Genomic DNA, 18,532 nt, shown 5'->3' with positions numbered 1-18,532 from the left:
TGCGTAACCCCCTCCCGGGCAGCAGCGTTGAAGCCACCAACAACATGTAACTCGGGGTAGGGAGACACGCCCATGGCGTCTTTGGCGTGGTTGCTGATTCCGCTGTTCGCCGCGATCGGTGCGGCGATATGGGGCAGCTGGGCGGCGCGCGACCGCACGGCCGGCGACATATCCGAGCTCGCGGGCTACGCGCGGTTCCGCGAGGCCATGGGCCAGAACGAACCGGGCGCGGCGAAGGCGGGCGCGGACGCGCAGCGCAAGAAGGACACCGTCGACTCCGTCTGACGCGGCGGCGGGCCCCCGTACGGACCGGCCCCGGGGGCCGCTCGTCAGGGCCGTCACGTACTGTCGATCCATGCCACGCCGCACTGCGACGATGCTCGCCTCCACCCTCATGCTCTTCGCGCTGCTCTGCGCGGGAGTGTTCATGAAGGCCCCGTACTCCGAGATGAGTCCGGGCCCGACCGTGAACACGCTCGGGGACTCGCACGGCGAGCCCGTCCTGAACATCTCGGGGCACAAGACGTACCCGACCACCGGGCACCTGAACATGACGACGGTCCGCGTCACCAGTGCGGACTACGACATGAACCTGCTGGAGGCCGTGTACGGCTGGGCGTCGGGCGACAACATCGTCGTACCGCACGAGAACCTGTACCCGGACGGCAAGACCGAGCAGGAGTCCACGCAGGAGAACGCCGAGGAGTTCAGCCAGTCGCAGGAGAGCGCCAAGGTGGCCGCCCTCAAGCAGCTCGGCATCCCGGTCGCCGCCCGCGTGATCGTCGCGTCCGTGGTCAAGGACAGCCCCTCCGAGGGCAAGCTGCACGCCGGGGACGTCATCAAGGCCGTGGACGGCACCCCCGTCAAGGCCCCGGAGGACGTGGCCAAGCTGGTCACCAAGCACAAGCCCGGCGAGCCGGTCGTGTTCACCATCGTGCCCGCCGCCGAGGCAGCCGAGGCAGAGAAGGCGCACCGCGAGCCCACCGGCACCACGAAGGTCACGATCATCGCCGGCAAGGCGGAGGGCGACGGTCACGCCGTCGTCGGCATCCGGGCCGGGACCGACCACACCTTCCCGTTCACCATCGACATCAAGCTCGCCGACGTCGGCGGCCCCAGTGCCGGCCTGATGTTCGCGCTCGGCATCGTCGACAAGCTCACCCCGGAGAACCTGACCGGCGGCAAGTTCGTCGCGGGCACCGGCACCATCGACGACGCGGGCAAGGTCGGCCCGATCGGCGGCATCCAGATGAAGACCATCGGCGCCCGCCAGGCCGGCGCCCAGTACTTCCTGACCCCCGCCGAGAACTGCGCCGCCGCCGCGGGCGACGTGCCCGACGGACTGACGCTCGTGAAGGTCTCCACCATCGACGACGCCGTGAAGGCGCTGGAGAAGATCGGCAAGGGGGACACGGCCGGGCTGACGCAGTGCGGCGCCAAGCCCTGACCGTCCCCCGTCACGGCCTCAGTCGAGGAAGGTCGCGGCCAGCGCCTCGGCGAGACCCGGCACCAGCGTCGCGCCGGTCAGCACCTCGTTCGCCGAGTCCTTGTCCCGCAGCCGTACGGCCGACTCCCGCGACCCGTCGCGCAGGACGCCCACGGTCAGCCGGACCTCCTGGCGCTCCGGGTGGGTGGCGACCCACTGGGTGAGCTGCTTGTCGGTGAGACCCTCCGGTACGGAGGACTCCGCCGACGGCGGCAGCATCAGCCGCTCCACGGTCAGGGCGCAGCCCAGGATCGACGGGGGCCAGGCGATGGTTCCCAGGAACTTGTCCAGCGGGGTCCCGGCCGGTACCTCGTCCTGCTCGATCGGGGTGAGCTGGTTCTTGCCCGTGTCGTCCTGGTCGAGGCCGAGCTGGCGGGCGACGCCCGGCGCCTCCTTGCGCAGCCTGGCGGTGTCGACCAGGGCGAAGAGCCGGGCGGGCTTGTCCCAGCCGAGGGTGGAGGCGTACTCGTCGATTTCGAGGACGGCACGGGTCAGCGGGCTTGCCGCCATAGGGGTGCCGGGGGACGGCGAAAGGTTGGACATGGGCAACATCCTGCCTCCTTTCCACCGGATACCGGGAACTGACTAAAGCCTCAGTAAGTTGCATGAGTGGGTTCTACGATCGGGGGCCCATGCTTTGAAAACTCATCGCATCACTTACACACAGCGACTTTCGAGGTGCGCACCTTGGCTTTCCAGATGCCGGACCGCGGCGGAGGCCCCTCCGGGCCACGGATGAGAGTCGGCCGCCCGTCCCGGCGCGCCCGGACTCTTCTGATGACCTTGGGCGTGCTTGCCGTCCTGGCCATGGCGTTCATCATGTTCGCCGGCTTCTGGACGGACTGGCTCTGGTTCCGCTCCGTCAACTACTCCACCGTCTTCACCACCACCCTGTGGACCAAGGTCGGCCTCTTCGCCGTCTTCGGCCTCCTCATGGCCGGTGCCGTCGGGCTGAACATCTGGCTGGCCCACCGGCTGCGGCCGCCGCTCAGCGCGATGTCGATGGAGCAGCAGAGCCTCGACCGCTACCGGATGACCGTCGCGCCGTTCCGCAAGTGGCTGCTGCTCGGCATCTCCGCGCTGGTCGGCCTGATCGCGGGCGCCTCGGCGGCGGGCCAGTGGAAGACCTGGCTGATGTACGTGAACGGGGTGCCCTTCGGCACGAAGGACCCCCAGTTCAACCTGGACGTGTCGTTCTACACCTTCGACCTGCCCTGGTACCGCTTCCTGCTCGGCTTCGGCTTCGCCGCGGTCGTGCTCTCGGTGATCGCCGCCGCCGTCGTGCACTACCTCTACGGGGGACTGCGCGTCACCAGCCCGGGTGCGCGGGCCACCGCCGCGGCCACCGGCCACCTGTCGGTGCTGCTCGGCCTCTTCGTCACGCTCAAGGCGGTCGCGTACTGGCTCGACCGGTACGGCCTCGCGGTGAAGTCCAGCGACTTCAAGGCCGCGGACAACTGGACCGGCCTGCGCTACGTCGACGCCAACGCGTACCTGCCGGCCAAGACGATCCTGGTCGCCATCGCCGCGATCTGCGCGGTGCTGTTCTTCGCGACGCTGTGGCGCCGCACCTGGCAGCTCCCGGTCATCGGCTTCGGCCTGATGGTGCTCTCGGCGATCCTGATCGGCGGGCTGTACCCGGCGATCGTGCAGAAGTTCCAGGTCCAGCCGAACGAGCAGGCCAAGGAATCCCCGTACGTCCAGAAGAACATCAAGGCGACGCGCGACGCCTACGGGGTCGCCGACGCCTCCGTCAAGGACTACCCGGGCCTGCCGGACCCCAAGGCGGACAAGAAGGTGCTCCGCCAGGAGGCCAACACCACGGCGAGCATCCGCCTGCTCGACCCGAACATCGTGTCCCCGGCCTTCCAGCAGCTCCAGCAGAACAAGGGCTACTACGGTTTCCCGGCCACGCTGGCGGTCGACCGGTACAAGGGCCAGGACACGGTCATCGGGCTCCGTGAGATCAACCTCGCGGGCATCCCGAAGAACAACTGGATCAACGACCACTTCCGTTACACCCACGGATTCGGTGTGGTCGCGGCCAAGGGCACCGAGGTGACCGCGAACGGCGAGCCGCTGTTCACCGAGTCGGGCCTGCCCGCGGCGGGCGACCTCGGCGAGTACGAGCAGCGGATCTACTACGGCGAGCAGACGAAGCAGTACTCGATCGTCGGCGGACCGCAGAAGGAGCTCGACTACGCCAACGACTCGGGCGAGAAGGAGACCACCTACAAGGGCGACAGCGGGGTGAGCCTGAGCAACCCGGTCAACCGTGCCGCGTACGCCCTGGCCTTCAGCGAGCCCCAGATCCTCTACTCCGGCGCCATCGGCGACGGTTCGAAGATCCTCTACAACCGCACGCCCAAGGAGCGGGTCGAGGCGGTCGCCCCGTGGCTGACCATCGACGGAGCCGTCTACCCGGCGGTGATCGACGGCCGCGTCCAGTGGATCGTGGACGCCTACACCACGACCAACGGCTACCCGTACGCGTCCCGCACGCAGCTCGGGGACAGCACGGCGGACTCGCTGACCAACTCCCAGCGCGCCGTGGTGGCGCAGGAGAACCAGGTCAACTACATCCGCAACTCCGTGAAGGCCACCGTCGACGCCTACGACGGCACGGTGAAGCTGTACCAGTGGGACACCAAGGACCCGGTCCTCAAGACCTGGATGAAGGCGTTCCCCGGCACGGTGAAGGACAAGAAGGACATCGCGCCGGCCCTGATGGAGCACCTGCGCTACCCGCAGGACCTCTTCAAGGTCCAGCGCGAGCTGCTGACCCGGTACCACGTCACGGACCCGCAGACCTTCCTCAGCGGCAGTGAGGTCTGGGCGGTCCCGGACGACCCGACCATCAAGGAGGGGACGGCCGTTCCGCCGTACTACCTCTCCATGAAGATGCCGGGCCAGAAGGATCCCAACCAGGCCTTCTCGCTCACCACGACGCTCACGCCGAACGGCAGGGACAACCTGAGCGCCTTCATGGCGGTCAACGCCGATCCCACCACCGCGGACTACGGCAAGATCCAGTTGCTGAAGCTGCCCACGCAGAACCCGGTGGACGGGCCGAAGCTCGTCCAGGCGAGATTCAACTCCAAGCCGGAGATCGCCCAGGAGATCAACATCCTGAGCCGGGGCGATTCCCAGGTGGAGTACGGCAACCTGCTCACGGTCCCGCTCGACAAGGGAATGCTCTACGTCGAGCCGGTGTACGTGCGCGGCGGCGGCCTCAAGTACCCGCTGCTGAAGAAGGTCCTGGTGACCTACGGGGACCAGACGGCCTTCGAGGACACGCTGGAGAAGGCGCTGAACGTGGTGTTCGGGGCCGAGTCGGCGACCCCGCCCCCGGGTGACGGCACGACCACTCCGCCGGGCGACGGGACCACCACCCCGCCGCCGACCAGCCAGGACCCGACGGTCAAGGCGGCCCTCGCCGATGCGCAGAAGGCGGTCGACGCCGCCGACAAGGCGCTGAAGGCCGGCGACTGGGCGGCGTACGGAAAGGCCCAGAGCGATCTGCAGGCCGCCCTGAAGCGGGCGATCGAGGCCGAGGCGAAGGTGACGCCGCCCGCGGCGACGCCCACACCCTCCGGGTAGCGGTAATGGTTCCACCCCGCGTCGTGCTACTGTTGGTTTACCGACGCGGGGTGGAGCAGCTCGGTAGCTCGCTGGGCTCATAACCCAGAGGTCGCAGGTTCAAATCCTGTCCCCGCTACTGAAGACGAAGGCCCGGATCCGATGGATCCGGGCCTTCGTCATGCCCGATCGAGTTTTTCGCCGACTCGGGGTCACTGGGGTGGGTGAGTTGGGGTGTGAGCGTGTTTGACTTGTCTCTCTGTGGGCAAGTCGACAAAACGCTGTAGTGACCTCACTGACTGCGACATACCAGGTGTACGCGGGTAGCAGGTGATGCGACGATGGGATTTATGGGGGACAGGTCAACTCTGCTGGAGACAGGGCGGTTTGTGAGGGCGGACTCCGAATCGGATGCGGAGGCCGATGGGGCGGCTCAGGCCGTTGACGTGCGGACCGCGATGACCACGCGGGCAGTACGGACCACGGCCGCGGCGCCGACCACGCCGGACGTGTCAGTCGTGTCAGACGTATCAGTCGATGCGCTGTTCGACGACGCGGTCTTCGGGCTGACCGACGCGGCCGGCGACGCCGCGCTGGAGGCCCGGCACCGGGTCGCCGCCGACAAGGGGGACCCGGGCGCGATGAGCGTACTGGGCGCCCTCCTGCTGCGCCGGGGCGACCTCGCGGGAGCCGAGCCGTACCTGCGCGGGGCGACCGGCGCGGGCGACCGCGCGGCCGCCAACAACCTGGGCGTGCTGCTGCACCAGCGCGGCTACCCCGAAGAGGCCGCCGGCTGGTGGCGGGTGGCCGCCGTGGCCGGATCCGCTCCCGCCGCGCACGCCCTGGGCCGCCACTACCGCGAGCGGGGCGACGAGCCCGCCGCCGAGTACTGGATGCGCCAGGCGGCGGAATCCGGCCATGCGCTGGGGGCCTACGGCCTCGCCGACCTGCTGGAGCACCGCGGGGACAAGGGCGTCGAGCGCTGGTTCCGGGCCGCCGCGGAGCAGGGGCACCGCGAGGCCGCGTACCGGCTGGCCCGGCACCTGCGCAAGGGCGACCCGGCCGAGGCCGAGCAGTGGTACCGGCAGGCCGCCGCGCGCGGCCACCGGCGCGCCGGGCTGCACCTGGGCGCGCTGCTGGAGGCGCGCGGGGAGCTGAAGGAGGCCGGGCGCTGGTACCTGACCTCCGCCAAGCAGGGCGAGGCGCGGGCGGCCTGCGCCCTCGGCTTCCTGCTGCGCGACGCCGGTGACGAGGAGAACGCGGCCACCTGGTGGCTGCGCGCCGCGCAGGACGGCGACGGCAACGCGGCGAACGCGCTCGGCGCCCTGCACGCCGCGCGCGGCGAGACCCAGACGGCGGAGAAGTGGTACCGGGCCGCGATGGACGCGGGTGACCAGAACGGGGCGTACAACCTCGCGCTGCTCTGCGCCGCCCAGGAGCGGACCGGACCGGCCGAGCAGTGGTACCGGCGCGCGGCGTACGCGGGACACCGGGAGGCGGCCAACGCGCTGGCCATCCTGCTGCTGCAGGGCGGTGACGCGGAGGGCGCCGAGCCGTGGTTCTCGAAGGCCGCGGAGGCGGGGAGCGTGGACGCCGCCTTCAACCTCGGCATCCTGTTCGCCAGCCGGGACGAGGACCGCACGGCCCTGAAGTGGTACGAGCGGGCGGCCTCGGCGGGACACACCGACGCGGCGCTCCAGGTCGGCATCGCGCTGGTCCGCGACGGCGAGGAGCGGGCGGCGGAGCGGCACCTGCGCTGCGCGGCCGGCGGCGGCAGCGCGGAGGCCGCCTTCCGGCTGGCCGCGCTGCTGGAGTCGCTGGCACCGCCGCCGGAGCCGGTGGCGCTGGGCGAGCCGGTGGGCGGAGCCGCGCGCACCGAGAGCGAGGAGTGGTACGAGCGGGCCGCCGAGCTGGGGCACCGGCGTGCGCAGGTCCGGGTCGGCATGCTGGCCGCCGCGCGGGGCGAGCTGGGGGCCGCGGCGCGGTGGTACCGGGAGGCGGCGGAGGCCGGCTCGCGCAACGGCGCCTTCAACCTGGGGCTGCTGCTGGCCCGCGAGGGCAACGAGCCCGAGGCGGCGCTGTGGTGGACCCGGGCGGCGGTGGCCGGTCACGGGCGGGCGGCGCTGCGGCTGGGCCTGCTCGCGGCCCGGCAGGGAGACCTGACGGAGGGCCAGAAGTGGTGCGTGCGCGCCATGGAACTGGGCCCCGCGGAGGTCTCCGAGCGGGCGGCCCGACTGCGCGAGGCGCTTGCCGAGGAGCTATCCGCGTAGACCCCCGGTTAACCGATTTGCATCTGCTCGCCGTACTCCCGTAGAGTCAGGTTTACCGACGCGGGGTGGAGCAGCTCGGTAGCTCGCTGGGCTCATAACCCAGAGGTCGCAGGTTCAAATCCTGTCCCCGCTACTGAAGAACCGAAGGCCCGGATCCCCTGGATCCGGGCCTTCGGTCGTTCCTGAAGGCAAACAGGAGCGAAGGGAGAACGAAAGGGCCGGGAGCTCGATGAGCTCCCGGCCCCTTCTCGTGTCTTCGTCCGTCAGGCCCCGGCGCAGTTGGGGCACACGCCGCGGTACGTGACCTCGACCGTCGACACCGTGAAGCCGAAGCGCTCCGTGTCCGGCAGGTCGGCCAGCGGGTTGCCCGCCGGGTGCACGTCCCGGATCGCCCCGCACCGCGCGCACACCAGGTGCTGGTGGGGGCGGTGGGCGTTCGGGTCGTACCGCTTGGCGCGCCGGTCCGTGGACACCTCCAGGACCTCGCCCAGGGTGACGAGCTCGCCCAGCGTGTTGTAGACGGTCGCGCGGGAGATCTCCGGCAGCCGGTCCACGGCGCGCGCGTGCACCTCGTCGGCCGTCAGGTGAACGTGGTCACCGTCGAGCACCTCGGCCACGACGCGCCGCTGTGCGGTCATGCGCCATCCGCGTCCGCGAAGTCGTTCCAGCAGGTCACTCATGTACGCAGCCTAACAGCGAGGGGATTCGATGTAACTCCCGAACGTGTGTGGACTTGGATGCTTACTTGACTTAGACAAAGTCCATCGTAGGATCGGTTACGTTAGGGCGCAGGACAGGTTTGCAGCAAATTTACGCAGGAGGCGCATAGTGACGACGCAGGGACCGCTCACCACGGAGGCCGGAGCTCCGGTAGCTGACAACCAGAACAGCGAGACCGCCGGCATCGGCGGCCCCGTTCTGGTTCAGGACCAGCTGCTGCTGGAGAAGCTCGCGCACTTCAACCGCGAGCGCATCCCGGAGCGCGTGGTGCACGCCCGTGGCGCCGGTGCCTACGGCACGTTCACGCTGACCCGCGACGTCTCGCAGTGGACGCGGGCGAAGTTCCTGTCCGAGGTCGGCAAGGAGACGGAAACCTTCCTGCGCTTCTCCACCGTCGCCGGCAACCTCGGCTCCGCCGACGCCGTGCGCGACCCCCGCGGCTGGGCGCTGAAGTTCTACACCGAAGAGGGCAACTACGACCTCGTCGGCAACAACACCCCGGTGTTCTTCATCAAGGACGCCATCAAGTTCCCCGACTTCATCCACACCCAGAAGCGCGACCCGTACACGGGCTCGCAGGAGGCGGACAACGTCTGGGACTTCTGGGGTCTGTCGCCCGAGTCCACCCACCAGGTGACCTGGCTGTTCGGTGACCGCGGCATCCCGGCGTCCTACCGCCACATGAACGGCTTCGGCTCGCACACGTTCCAGTGGAACAACGAGGCCGGCGAGGTCTTCTGGGTCAAGTACCACTTCAAGACCGACCAGGGCATCAAGAACCTCACCCAGGCCGAGGCCAACCAGCTCGCCGGTGAGGACCCCGACTCGCACCAGCGCGACCTGCGCGAGTCGATCGAGCGCGGGGACTTCCCGTCCTGGACCGTGCAGGTCCAGATCATGCCGGCGGCCGAGGCGGCCGGGTACCGCTTCAACCCGTTCGACCTCACCAAGGTGTGGCCGCACGCGGACTACCCGCTGATCGAGATCGGCAAGCTGGAGCTCAACCGCAACCCGGAGAACGTCTTCGCCGAGGTCGAGCAGTCGATCTTCTCCCCGGCGCACTTCGTTCCCGGCATCGGTCCGTCCCCGGACAAGATGCTCCAGGGCCGTCTCTTCGGCTACGGCGACGCCCACCGCTACCGCGTCGGCATCAACGCCGACCACCTGCCGGTGAACCGCCCGCACGCCACCGAGGCGCGCACCAACTCCCGCGACGGCTACCTGTACGACGGCCGCCACGCGGGCGCCAAGAACTACGAGCCGAACAGCTTCGGCGGCCCGCACCAGACGGACCGTCCGCTGTGGGTCTCCTCCGCCGTCACCGGCGGCACGGGCAACCACGCCGCGCCCTCGCACTCCGAGGACAACGACTTCGTCCAGGCGGGCAACCTCTACCGCCTGTACTCGGAGGACGAGAAGACCCGTCTGGTCGAGAACCTCTCCGGCTTCATCGCCAAGGTCTCCCGCGACGACATCGTCGAGCGTGCGATCAACAACTTCCGCCAGGCGGACGGTGACTTCGGCAAGCGTCTCGAGGCCGCGGTCCAGGCCCTCCGCGCCTGACACCCCTTTGCGGCTGAACCGCCGCCGCTCTCGCGGAAGTGGTTGCTCGCCGTAGGGGCATCTCCATTGATGGTCGCTCGCCGAAACAGGAGGGCCGGATTCCCGTCAGGGGGTCCGGCCCTCCCGGCTTTCAGCTCGCCAGCGCGGCCGTGCGGCGTCGGCTCGGGGCCCAGCAGCGGATGACATCGCGTACGGACACGATGCCCACCGGGCCGCCGTGCTCCAGGACGATCAGATGACGGAAGCCGCCGTGGGCCATCGCCTCGGCGGCTTCCTGCACGGTGGCGTCCGGGGTGCAGAAGACCACGTTGTTGGTGGTGTGCGCGCCCACGGACTCCCGGTCGGGATCGTGGCCCGCGCCGATCGAGTTGAGGATGTCGCGCTCGGTCAGGATGCCGATGCCGCTGTGTTCGGGATCGAGGACCACGGCGGCGCCGACGCGCCGGCCGGACATCAGGCAGGCCGCCTGCCGCAGGGTGTGAGTGGGGCCGAGGGTGAGGATCACGGTGCTCATGGCGTCGCGGACGAGCATGAAGAGAGCCACCTCCTGGTGAGTCCCCCCGCTTGGGTGGGTGCGCGCGAAGGGCCGCACTTAGAGAAGCCCTTCACAAGCGCACAAGCGGAGGAGTCTCAGATTCCCACGCACACGGAGTGTCAGCAAGGAGGCGCGTAAGGGGCACATTCGGCACGTACGGGCGCAGGCCACCGCCGCGGCGGCGCGCGCCCGTCGCGCGGACGTCAGCCGCGGGGGCGCAGCAGGTCGAGCATCTCCGTGTGCAGCAGCCCGTTCGAGGCTGCCGCGTTGCCGCCGTGCACGCCGTCCACCCCGTCGAGCGAGGTGAAGCGGCCGCCGGCCTCCTCCACCACGACCGCCAGGGCCGCCATGTCCCACAGGTTCAGCTCCGGCTCGGCGCACAGGTCGAGCGAGCCCTCGGCGACCATCATGTACGGCCAGAAATCGCCGTAGCCCCGCGTACGCCAGCACGCGCGGGTCAGGTCCAGGAAGCCGGGCAGTCGCCCCTGCTCCTCCCAGCCGCTCAGCGAGGAGTAGGCGAAGGAGGCGTCGCCGAGGGTGGCGACCTTGGAGACGCCGAGCGCGGTGGTCGCGCCGAGCGCGCCCCCCGCGTAGGCGCCCCGGCCGCGCGCCGCCCACCAGCGGCGGCCCAGCGCCGGCGCGGACACCACGCCGACGACGGGACGGAAGGCGCCGTCGGCCTGCTCCTCCATGAGGGAGATCAGCGTCGCCCACACCGGAACGCCGCGCACGTAGTTCTTCGTACCGTCGATCGGGTCCACGACCCAGCGGCGCGGGCCGTCGCCCTTGAGGCCGTACTCCTCGCCCAGGATGGCGTCGGAGGGCCGCGCGGCGGCGATCCCGGCCCGGATGATCTCCTCGGTGGCGGTGTCGGCCTCGCTCACCGGGGTCATGTCGGGCTTGGTCTCGACCTTCAGGTCGAGGGCGCGGAACCGCTCCATCGTGGCGGCGTCCGCCGCGTCGGCGAGTTCGAGGGCAAGGCGCAGGTCATCGTCATACTCGGGCATGCCAGAACCCTACCGAGGCGGCCGGGACGGCGGGGCGGGCGTCCACGGTGCGACACCTGCACCCTTGACAGGATCTGTCGGTCCGTCAACTCTGGCGGAGACGTCGACCGGAGGTGTCACAGGGGAGGCGACGGTGCCCACGGCCCGGGAGTCCTTGCTCGAAGCGGCGGGAGCGGCGCTCGCGGCGCGCCCGTGGCCGGCCGTGCGGATGATCGACGTGGCCGCCGCCGCCGGGGTCTCGCGGCAGACCCTCTACAACGAGTTCGCGGGCAAGACGGGCCTGGGCCACGCCCTGGTCCGGCGCGACGCGGCCTGGTACCTCGACGGCGTGGACCGGGCCCTGTCCGCCCCGGGCGTTATGGGCGTTCCGGGCGAGAGGGTGGCGGCGGTCGCGGAGTGGACCGTGCGCGCGGGCCGCGAGCGCCCCCTCGTACGGGCCCTGCTGACGGGGTGCTGGAACGGCAACTTACCCGTCCCGGCCGGCCGCGGGGTCCGGCCGGGGCTGCCCGCGCTGGGGCCCGACGAGCTGATCCGCGGGGTCCGCGAGCGGGCCCGCGCCGTGTTCGGCGTGCGGGAGGGGGACGCGGATCGGAGGGCCGAAGAAGGAGCCCGGCGGTGCGAGCTCGCCGTGCGGCTCGCGCTGTCCTACCTGATCGCCCCGGCCGAGCCGCCGGGGGCGGACCGGGCGGGGCTGCTGCGGCTGCTCAGTGGGACGAGCCCGAGAGCTGAAGCCCGATGACGCCGAGGATCACCAGCGAGATCGAGACGAGCTTGAGGGTGGAGACCAGGTCCCCGAGGAAGACCATCCCGTAGATCGCCGTACCGGCCGCCCCGATGCCGGTCCACACCGCGTAGGCCGGTCCCACGTCCAGCTTCTTCAGGGCCAGCGTCAGCAGACCGAAGCTGCCGAGCGCGAAGCACGCGAAGGCGATGGTCGGCCACAGCCGGGTGAAGCCGTGCGACAGCTTGAGGCAGACCGCGAACCCCGTTTCCAGGATCCCGGCGACCACGACCAGCAGCCACGCCATGGCGTATGCCTCCCCGCGTCATGTGACGCGCTCACGGGCCGGGCCCGGGCGTCACTTGGTGCGATTATGCATTTACCAGACATCGGGGGCGGCAAACCCCGCCGGTCCTTCACCCCTTCGATTAGGCGCCCGCCCGGTCGGCGCCCGCCCGGTCAGTCGCCCTCGCGCCGCTCGCGCGTCTCCAGCAGCCGCCGCAGCGAGTACAGCCGCGCCGGATCCGCGTGGCCGTCCTCCACCCACTTGTCGAGCGCGCAGTCCGGTTCGTCGTGGCTGCACGCGCGCGGGCACCCCTCCGTCCCCGGCACCAGCTCCGGGAAGGCCAGGATGACCCGGGACGGGTCCACGTGGTGCAGGCCGAAGGACCGTACGCCCGGGGTGTCGATGACCCAGCCGTCCCCGCCCGGCAGCGGCAGCGCGAGCGCGGAGGTGGTGGTGTGCCGGCCGCGGCCGGTCACCGAGTTGACGACGCCGGTCGCGCGCTGGCGGCCCTCGGCGACCAGCGAGTTCACCAGCGTGGTCTTGCCGACGCCCGAGTGGCCGACGAAGGCGGTGATCCGGCCGTTCAGGCGCTCGCGCACCCGTTCGGCCGCATCGCCCGTCGCCAGCTCCTCGCGGTTGGTGACCACGTAGTTCAGGCCGAAGGTCGAGTAGATCTCCAGGATCTTGTCCGCGGAGGTCAGGTCGGACTTCGTGAGCACCAGCAGCGGTTCCAGCCCGGCGTCGTACGCGGCCACCAGGCAGCGGTCGATCATCCGGGGGCGCGGTTCCGGATCGGCCAGCGCCGTCACGATGGCCAGCTGGTCGGCGTTGGCCACGACGACGCGCTCGTACGGATCGTCGTCGTCGGCCGTGCGCCGCAGGACGGACTTGCGCGCCTCGATCCGCACGATGCGGGCGAGGGTGTCCTTCTTGCCGGACAGGTCACCGACGATCCAGACCCGGTCCCCGACCACCGCCGCCTTGCGGCCCAGCTCGCGGGCCTTCATCGCGTGCACCGGACGGTCCCCGACCAGGCAGGTGAGCCGGCCGCGGTCCACGGTCAGGACCATGCCCTCGGCCGCGTCCTCGTGCTTGGGGCGGATCGTCGTACGCGGCCGGTTGCCCTTGGGGTTGGGCCGCTGGCGGATGTCGTCCTCGTCGGTGTTCTTGTTGTACCTGCGCATGGCGGGCCCTACGCTCCCACGCCTGCCGGAGCCGCGTCGGCCCGGGCGAGCATGTCCGCCCACATCCGCGGGAAGTCCGGCAGGGTCTTCGCGGTCGTCCCCACGTTCTCGATGAGCACGCCCTCCACCGCCAGGCCGATCACCGCGCCGGCCGTGGCCATCCGGTGGTCGTCGTACGTGTGGAACGTGCCGCCGCGCAGCGTGCGCGGCCGGATCCGCAGACCGTCCGCGGTCTCGGTGACATCGCCGCCGAGGCCGTTGATCTCCTTGGTGAGCGCCGCCAGCCGGTCCGTCTCGTGCAGCCGCAGGTGCGCGACCCCGCGCAGCACGGACTCCGAGTCGGCCAGCGCCGCGACCGCCGCGATGCCCGGGGTGAGCTCCCCGACCTCGCTCAGGTCCACGTCGATGCCGTGGATCTTGCCGGTGCCGGTGAAGACCAGGCCCGCGTCCGTCAGCTCACAGGAGCCGCCCATCTCCGTGAAGATCCGGCGCAGCGCGTCACCGGGCTGGGTGGTGCGGCGCGGCCAGTCGGGGATGGTGACCGTGCCGCCGGTGATCAGGGCCGCCGCCATGAAGGGCTGCGCGTTGGACAGGTCCGGCTCCACGACCAGGTCGCGGCCGAGCAGGGCGCCGGGGGCGACCCGCCAGACGTTCTTCTCGCCGCCGGACTCGGGGGTGTCGACCTGCGCGCCCGCCGCGCGCAGCATCTCCACCGTCATCCGGATGTGCGGCATGGACGGCAGGTTGGTGCCCACGTGCCGGACCTCGACGCCCTGGTTGAAGCGCGGGGCGGAGAGCAGCAGCGCGGAGACGAACTGCGAGGAGTTGCTCGCGTCGATCTCGACGGTTCCGCCTTCCAGGGCCCCGCCGCCCTGGACGGTCAGGGGCAGCGCCCCGCGGCCGTCGTCGTCGATGCGGGCGCCGAGGGTGCGCAGCGCCGTGATGACCTGGCCGAGGGGGCGCTCGTAGGAGCGCGGGTCGCCGTCGAAGCGGATGTCGCCGGAGGCGAGGGTGGCGACGGGCGGCAGGAAGCGCATGACCGTGCCCGCGTTGCCGACGTCGACCGTGGCCGGTCCGTGCAGCGCGGTCGGGATGATCCGCCAGGCCTCACCGGCCTGGCCCTCGCCGGCGGAGCCGAAGGAGCTGGAGGAGACCGTCTCCTCGATGCCCACGCCCAGCGCGCGCAGCGCGTCGGACATCAGCTGGGAGTCGCGCGAACGCAGCGGGCGGCGGACCCAGCCCGGCTCGGAGGCGAGCGCGGCGAGCACGAGGGCGCGGTTGGTGACCGATTTGGACCCGGGCACGGTGACGGTGGCCTGGACGGCGGTGTCGGCGAGCGGGGCGGGCCAGAGGGCGGGGAGCGCGGGGGTCTCGGTCATGGCCACCACTTTAGTGGCTTCCCACGGCCGCAGATCTTGATCACCGGGGGAGTCTCGGCGGGCGGACGTCCGGCGGCCCGGGCCGGTCCGGGGCGGGTCGGCGGTGGGTCGGCGGCGGGTCGGGGCCGGGCCGCGGCCGGTCAGAGGGCGAGCAGCCAGCGGCCGCCGCCGACGAGCGAGCACAGCGCCACCACGTGGAAGAGCAGCAGCCACACCACCGGGTGGACGTGGGTGAGCCGTCCGAGCTGGTCCGCGTCGGAGTCCGGAGCCGCGCCGCCGCGGCGCTTGGCCCCCAGCTCGAAGACCGGCCGGACGCCGCCGAGGAGCAGGAACCACACCACGGCATAGGCGAAGACCGCCTGCACGTCCGCCGGGGCCAGCCAGGAGACCAGGACGAAGGTGGCGCCCGTGAGCAGCACCGTCAGCAGCCCGTACGCGTTGCGGATCATCACCAGCACCGCCAGCAGCAGGGCCGTCGCCGCCCACAGCAGCAGGGTGATCCGGTGCGCCGAGAGCAGGGCCGCCCCGCCGAGGCCGAGCAGGGAGGGCGCCGTGTACCCGGCGGCGGCGGTGAGGACCATGCCGAGGCCGGTGGGCTTGCCGCGGCTGACGGTCACCCCGCTGGTGTCCGAGTGCAGCCGGATCCCGTCCAGGCTGCGGCCCGTCAGCAGGGCCAGCAGTCCGTGACCGCCCTCGTGGGCGATGGTGATGGCGTTGCGCGACAGCCGCCACACCGGCCGGGGGCCCACCGCGACGAGCGCCGCCAGCCCCGTCGCGATCACCAGCCACTGGTCGGGCGCCGCCTGTATGCCGGTGAGCCGGTCCCACAGGCCGGCCGTGGTGCTCGTGTTCATGAGGTGGCGGACTCCTTGCGGTGGCGATCGGGTGACATGGCAGTGTGGCAGCCATGTGCGGAAGGTATGCGGCCAGTCGTGGGCCGGAGGAGCTGGCCGAGGTCTTCGGGGTGGAGCGGTGGGAGCCGGAGGAGGTGCTGGCTCCGGACTGGAACGTGGCTCCGACGAAAGAGGTCCACGTCGTCCTCGACCGTCCCCTGAAAGACGCTCCGAGCAGGCGTCCGGTTCGCCAGCTGAGGGTCCTGAAATGGGGGCTGGTCCCTTCCTGGGCGCAGAACCCCGACGGCGCCGCCCGGATGATCAACGCCCGGTCCGAGACCATCGCGGAGAAGCCCTCCTTCCGCCGCCCCTTCGCGCAGCGCCGCTGCATCGTCCCGGCGGACGGCTACTACGAGTGGGTCACCGCCCACGACGAACGGGAGCTCGAGGTCGAGGGCAAGAAGAAGCGGGCGCGCAAGCAGCCCTACTTCGTCCTCCCCGCCGACGGCTCCGTCTTCGCCATGGCCGGGATATACGAGTTCTGGCGCGACCCGACCCTGCCCGGCGAGCACCCGCTCGCCTGGTGGGCCACCTGCTCCGTGATCACCGCCGAGGCCGAGACCGGCCCGCTCGGCGTGGCCCCCGCCGAGGGCCCGCGCTCGCTCGCCGACATCCACCCCCGGATGCCCCTGATGCTCACCCCGGACCGGTGGGACGCCTGGCTGGACCCGGCGCGCACGGACCCCGACGAGCTCCAGGCCCTGCTGGCGCCGCCGCCCGGCGGGCTGATGCGCGCCTATCCGGTGTCCACCGCCGCGAGCAACGTCCGCAACAACGGGCCCGAACTGCTGGAGGAGCTGGACGGGCCGGAGGAGGGCACGCTCTTCTGACGGCCCGGGCGCCCCGGCCGGACCCGGCGCCCCGGCCGGACCCGGCGTCACCCCGACGGCCGCCGCGGACCGGCATGATCGGGGCATGAGCAGCACGCGCACCGAGACGATCGACACCCCGGCGGGCGCGGCCCGCATCACCTGGCATCCGGCCGCGGCGGGCAAGGCCCGCCTGGTGCTCGCCCTGGGCCACGGAGCCGGCGGCGGGATCGAGGCCCGGGACCTTCAGGCCCTGGCCGCCGCCCTGCCCGCCCTGGGGGTCACCGTGGCGCTGGCCGAGCAGCCCTGGCGGGTCGCCGGGAAGAAGGTCGCCGCCGCGCCCAAGGTGCTGGACGCGGGCTGGACCGCCCTGTGGCCCGCCTTCGCGGAGCCCGGGCTGCCCGTCGTCGCGGGTGGCCGCAGCGCGGGGGCCCGGGTGGCCTGCCGGACCGCCGCGGAGCTGGGCGCGGCCGGGGTGCTCGCGCTGGCCTTCCCGCTGCACCCGCCGGGCCGGCCCGAGAAGTCCCGGGCCGAGGAGCTGCTGGGGGCCGGGCGGCCGGCGCTGGTGGTCCAGGGCGGCCGCGACGCCTTCGGGCGGCCGGAGGAGTTCCCGGCGCGGGGAGCGCGCGGAGCCTCGTACGAGCTGGTGGAAGCGGAGGGCGGGGACCACGGGTTCGCCGTGCCGAAGCGGACCGGTCCCACGCAGGAGGAGGCCCTGGCGGTGATCACCGGGGCGGTGGCCGGGTGGCTCGGCCGGCTGCCGGTGTGACCTATGTCCGGCCGCCGGGGTGACTTTGGTCCGCAAACCGCGCCCCGCCGGGGAATGTGCCGCAGCGGCCTTCTGTTGTCCCGGATGTCGGTACGCACACAGGAAGACGTCGGAGGAGAGGCAACGCATGACCCAGGTCATCAGCCAGAACCGTCCGCAGGCCGCTGACCTGGACTGGACAGTGCTGCCCGCGCCCAAGCGCGGTTCGGTTCGGGCGGCGGGCGACCGGGAAGGTCGACTATTCTCCGATTCGAGCGGGTCCGCTTTCGGAGTCGCCACGCAGTCGGAGGAGGTGGGTCCTGTCGCTGGGACCGACGAAGGCCACGCGGAGGAGACGACCCCGGAGCGCAATGCGCGTTTCGAGAGGGACGCCCTCGGCTACCTCGACCAGATGTACTCGGCCGCCCTGCGCATGACGCGCAATCCGGCCGACGCCGAGGACCTGGTCCAGGAGACGTACGCGAAGGCATACGCGTCGTTCCACCAGTTCCGCGAGGGCACCAACCTGAAGGCGTGGCTGTACCGCATTCTGACCAACACCTTCATCAACTCGTACCGCAAGAAGCAGCGCGAACCCCAGCGCAGTGCGGCCGAGGAGATCGAGGACTGGCAGCTTGCGCGCGCCGAGTCGCACATGTCGACGGGCTTGCGTTCCGCCGAGTCGCAGGCTCTCGATCACCTGCCCGATTCCGACGTGAAGGAAGCGCTCCAGGCCATTCCGGAGGAGTTCCGCATCGCGGTCTATCTTGCCGACGTAGAGGGCTTTGCGTACAAGGAGATCGCGGACATCATGGGTACACCCATCGGTACGGTCATGTCGCGACTGCACCGTGGCCGCCGTCAACTCCGTGGAATGCTTGAGGACTACGCCCGTGAGCGCGGGCTCGTCCCGGCCGGCGCGGGAGAGTCGAACGACCTGAAAGGCTCGGGCTCATGAGCTGCGGAGACGCACACGAGACGGAGTGCTCCGAGGTCCTGGACCACCTTTATGAGTTCCTGGACCAGGAGATGCCCGACAGCGACTGCACGAAGTTCGAGGCGCACTTCGGCGAGTGCAATCCCTGTCTGGAGAAGTACGGCCTGGAACAGGCCGTGAAGAAGCTGGTCAAGCGCTGCTGCGGATCGGATGACGTACCGACCGATCTGCGCTCGAAGGTGATGGGACGGATCGAGCTCATCCGTTCGGGTCAGGCCGTGCCGGATCATGACATCACGGCTGCTCCGCCCGAGCCGGCCGTCGCCGCCGAGCCGGTGCCGGGATCAGCGACGGGCTGAATGATGAAAATCGGCCAAGTCCGCCGATGAAGTAGTACCCGATTGAACAATCTTGA

Annotated in this window: 18 protein-coding genes and 2 tRNA genes; 12 read left to right on the top strand and 8 right to left on the bottom strand. The window is 71.0% G+C overall.

Going from position 1 to position 18,532, the window contains the following annotated elements; translation table 11 throughout:
* Nucleotides 1–72 precede the first annotated feature (72 nt).
* Both OG730_RS14605 and OG730_RS14600 read left to right on the top strand, forming a co-directional pair.
* The gene (locus tag OG730_RS14605; protein WP_327304649.1) at nucleotides 73–285 is read left to right on the top strand and encodes a hypothetical protein; all 213 of its coding nucleotides are present in this window, start codon (nucleotides 73–75) and stop codon (nucleotides 283–285) included.
* A gap of 70 nt (nucleotides 286–355) precedes the next feature.
* A complete protein-coding gene (locus tag OG730_RS14600) occupies nucleotides 356–1,447 on the top strand; it encodes a YlbL family protein (RefSeq protein WP_327304648.1) in 1,092 nt (363 codons plus the stop codon).
* A gap of 18 nt (nucleotides 1,448–1,465) precedes the next feature.
* Here OG730_RS14600 and OG730_RS14595 read toward each other — a convergent pair whose 3' ends face one another.
* The gene (locus tag OG730_RS14595; RefSeq protein ID WP_327304647.1) at nucleotides 1,466–2,038 is read right to left on the bottom strand and encodes a PPA1309 family protein; all 573 of its coding nucleotides are present in this window, start codon (nucleotides 2,036–2,038) and stop codon (nucleotides 1,466–1,468) included.
* Between the two features lie 126 nt (nucleotides 2,039–2,164).
* Here OG730_RS14595 and OG730_RS14590 point away from each other — a divergent pair, with 126 nt between their 5' ends.
* The 4 genes from OG730_RS14590 (at nucleotide 2,165) to OG730_RS14575 (ending at nucleotide 7,468) form a co-directional block, all read left to right on the top strand.
* Nucleotides 2,165–5,086: a UPF0182 family membrane protein gene (locus OG730_RS14590; RefSeq protein WP_327304646.1), complete on the top strand. Its 2,922-nt coding sequence runs from the start codon at nucleotides 2,165–2,167 to the stop codon at nucleotides 5,084–5,086.
* Between the two features lie 44 nt (nucleotides 5,087–5,130).
* Nucleotides 5,131–5,204, top strand: a tRNA-Met gene (locus tag OG730_RS14585).
* Between the two features lie 202 nt (nucleotides 5,205–5,406).
* Nucleotides 5,407–7,335, top strand: coding sequence for a tetratricopeptide repeat protein (locus tag OG730_RS14580; protein WP_327304645.1), 1,929 nt, complete (start codon nucleotides 5,407–5,409; stop codon nucleotides 7,333–7,335).
* A 59-nt stretch (nucleotides 7,336–7,394) separates the two neighbouring features.
* Nucleotides 7,395–7,468 (top strand) — tRNA-Met (locus OG730_RS14575).
* Nucleotides 7,469–7,598: 130 nt separating this feature from the next.
* Here the strand turns inward: OG730_RS14575 and OG730_RS14570 are convergent.
* The gene (locus tag OG730_RS14570; protein ID WP_327304644.1) at nucleotides 7,599–8,015 is read right to left on the bottom strand and encodes a Fur family transcriptional regulator; all 417 of its coding nucleotides are present in this window, start codon (nucleotides 8,013–8,015) and stop codon (nucleotides 7,599–7,601) included.
* Nucleotides 8,016–8,163: 148 nt separating this feature from the next.
* On the opposite strand from OG730_RS14570, the gene OG730_RS14565 reads away from it, so the two are divergent.
* A complete protein-coding gene (locus tag OG730_RS14565; RefSeq protein ID WP_327304643.1) occupies nucleotides 8,164–9,618 on the top strand; it encodes a catalase in 1,455 nt (484 codons plus the stop codon).
* 130 nt (nucleotides 9,619–9,748) lie between these two features.
* Here OG730_RS14565 and OG730_RS14560 read toward each other — a convergent pair whose 3' ends face one another.
* Nucleotides 9,749–10,150 (bottom strand): CBS domain-containing protein, encoded by a 402-nt coding sequence (locus tag OG730_RS14560; protein ID WP_327304642.1) that lies wholly within the window; start codon nucleotides 10,148–10,150, stop codon nucleotides 9,749–9,751.
* A 206-nt stretch (nucleotides 10,151–10,356) separates the two neighbouring features.
* Nucleotides 10,357–11,160 (bottom strand): histidinol-phosphatase, encoded by an 804-nt coding sequence (gene hisN, locus OG730_RS14555; RefSeq protein WP_327304641.1) that lies wholly within the window; start codon nucleotides 11,158–11,160, stop codon nucleotides 10,357–10,359.
* Nucleotides 11,161–11,293: 133 nt separating this feature from the next.
* Between hisN and OG730_RS14550 the strand changes: the two genes are divergently transcribed.
* The gene (locus OG730_RS14550; protein WP_327304640.1) at nucleotides 11,294–11,899 is read left to right on the top strand and encodes a TetR/AcrR family transcriptional regulator; all 606 of its coding nucleotides are present in this window, start codon (nucleotides 11,294–11,296) and stop codon (nucleotides 11,897–11,899) included.
* On the opposite strand, the gene OG730_RS14545 is transcribed toward OG730_RS14550, so the two are convergent.
* From OG730_RS14545 to OG730_RS14530, 4 genes are all read right to left on the bottom strand, one after another.
* A complete protein-coding gene (locus OG730_RS14545) occupies nucleotides 11,865–12,188 on the bottom strand; it encodes a DMT family transporter (RefSeq protein WP_112447780.1) in 324 nt (107 codons plus the stop codon). The two genes, OG730_RS14550 and OG730_RS14545, sit on opposite strands and share 35 nt — an antisense overlap.
* A 152-nt stretch (nucleotides 12,189–12,340) precedes the next feature.
* Nucleotides 12,341–13,351 (bottom strand): ribosome small subunit-dependent GTPase A, encoded by a 1,011-nt coding sequence (gene rsgA, locus OG730_RS14540; RefSeq protein ID WP_327304639.1) that lies wholly within the window; start codon nucleotides 13,349–13,351, stop codon nucleotides 12,341–12,343.
* A gap of 8 nt (nucleotides 13,352–13,359) precedes the next feature.
* Nucleotides 13,360–14,730 carry a 3-phosphoshikimate 1-carboxyvinyltransferase gene (gene aroA / locus OG730_RS14535; RefSeq protein WP_327304638.1) on the bottom strand — a complete coding sequence of 457 codons (1,371 nt, stop codon included), beginning with the start codon at nucleotides 14,728–14,730 and terminating at the stop codon, nucleotides 13,360–13,362.
* Nucleotides 14,731–14,870: 140 nt separating this feature from the next.
* The gene (locus OG730_RS14530) at nucleotides 14,871–15,584 is read right to left on the bottom strand and encodes a M50 family metallopeptidase (RefSeq protein ID WP_327304637.1); all 714 of its coding nucleotides are present in this window, start codon (nucleotides 15,582–15,584) and stop codon (nucleotides 14,871–14,873) included.
* A gap of 53 nt (nucleotides 15,585–15,637) precedes the next feature.
* Here OG730_RS14530 and OG730_RS14525 point away from each other — a divergent pair, with 53 nt between their 5' ends.
* The 4 genes from OG730_RS14525 (at nucleotide 15,638) to rsrA (ending at nucleotide 18,476) form a co-directional block, all read left to right on the top strand.
* Nucleotides 15,638–16,453, top strand: coding sequence for an SOS response-associated peptidase (locus OG730_RS14525; protein WP_327304636.1), 816 nt, complete (start codon nucleotides 15,638–15,640; stop codon nucleotides 16,451–16,453).
* Between the two features lie 85 nt (nucleotides 16,454–16,538).
* Nucleotides 16,539–17,201 carry an alpha/beta hydrolase family protein gene (locus tag OG730_RS14520; protein WP_327304635.1) on the top strand — a complete coding sequence of 221 codons (663 nt, stop codon included), beginning with the start codon at nucleotides 16,539–16,541 and terminating at the stop codon, nucleotides 17,199–17,201.
* A gap of 292 nt (nucleotides 17,202–17,493) precedes the next feature.
* A complete protein-coding gene (locus OG730_RS14515) occupies nucleotides 17,494–18,138 on the top strand; it encodes a sigma-70 family RNA polymerase sigma factor (RefSeq protein WP_008741505.1) in 645 nt (214 codons plus the stop codon).
* Nucleotides 18,135–18,476, top strand: coding sequence for a mycothiol system anti-sigma-R factor (gene rsrA / locus OG730_RS14510; protein ID WP_266881056.1), 342 nt, complete (start codon nucleotides 18,135–18,137; stop codon nucleotides 18,474–18,476). The genes OG730_RS14515 and rsrA overlap by 4 nt, the downstream gene beginning before the upstream one ends.
* The last annotated feature ends 56 nt before the right edge of the window (nucleotides 18,477–18,532 follow it).

This window comes from Streptomyces sp. NBC_01298, from assembly GCF_035978755.1.
GTDB lineage: Bacteria > Actinomycetota > Actinomycetes > Streptomycetales > Streptomycetaceae > Streptomyces.
Note: the sequence above shows the minus strand (reverse complement) of the source record. Positions and strands in the feature narration are given on the sequence as shown.